Annotated in this window: 1 pseudogene; it reads right to left on the bottom strand. The window is 48.5% G+C overall.

Annotated elements, in window-relative coordinates:
- A pseudogene (locus tag RMT89_RS43590) lies at positions 1-264 on the bottom strand (IS5/IS1182 family transposase); the annotation flags it as partial.

Here is a 264-nt window from a genome sequence, read left to right as displayed (position 1 = left end):
AGTCTTTGCATTTTTTCGGGTCAGAGTTGTAGTGGCGGTAACCATTACGGTCTGTGGTGCTGTAGCTGAGGATTTCACCTTGAGGGCAACGATAAGTGTCGGTATTACTGTCGTAGCTAAAGTGTTTCTTCTTGATAGGGTTAGCCGTACCATTTGGGCGGCGGTAGGCGATAACCGGCGCGATTTGCCGCTCACGGATTAAGTGGCATAGCGGTGCAGTGAAGTAACCTGCATCTAATCCTACTGCAATAGGGGTAAACTTAA

Source organism: Streptomyces sp. P17 (assembly GCF_032436805.1).
Taxonomy (GTDB): Bacteria; Actinomycetota; Actinomycetes; order Streptomycetales; family Streptomycetaceae; genus Streptomyces.
This window is presented reverse-complemented; position numbering and strand designations above follow the sequence as displayed.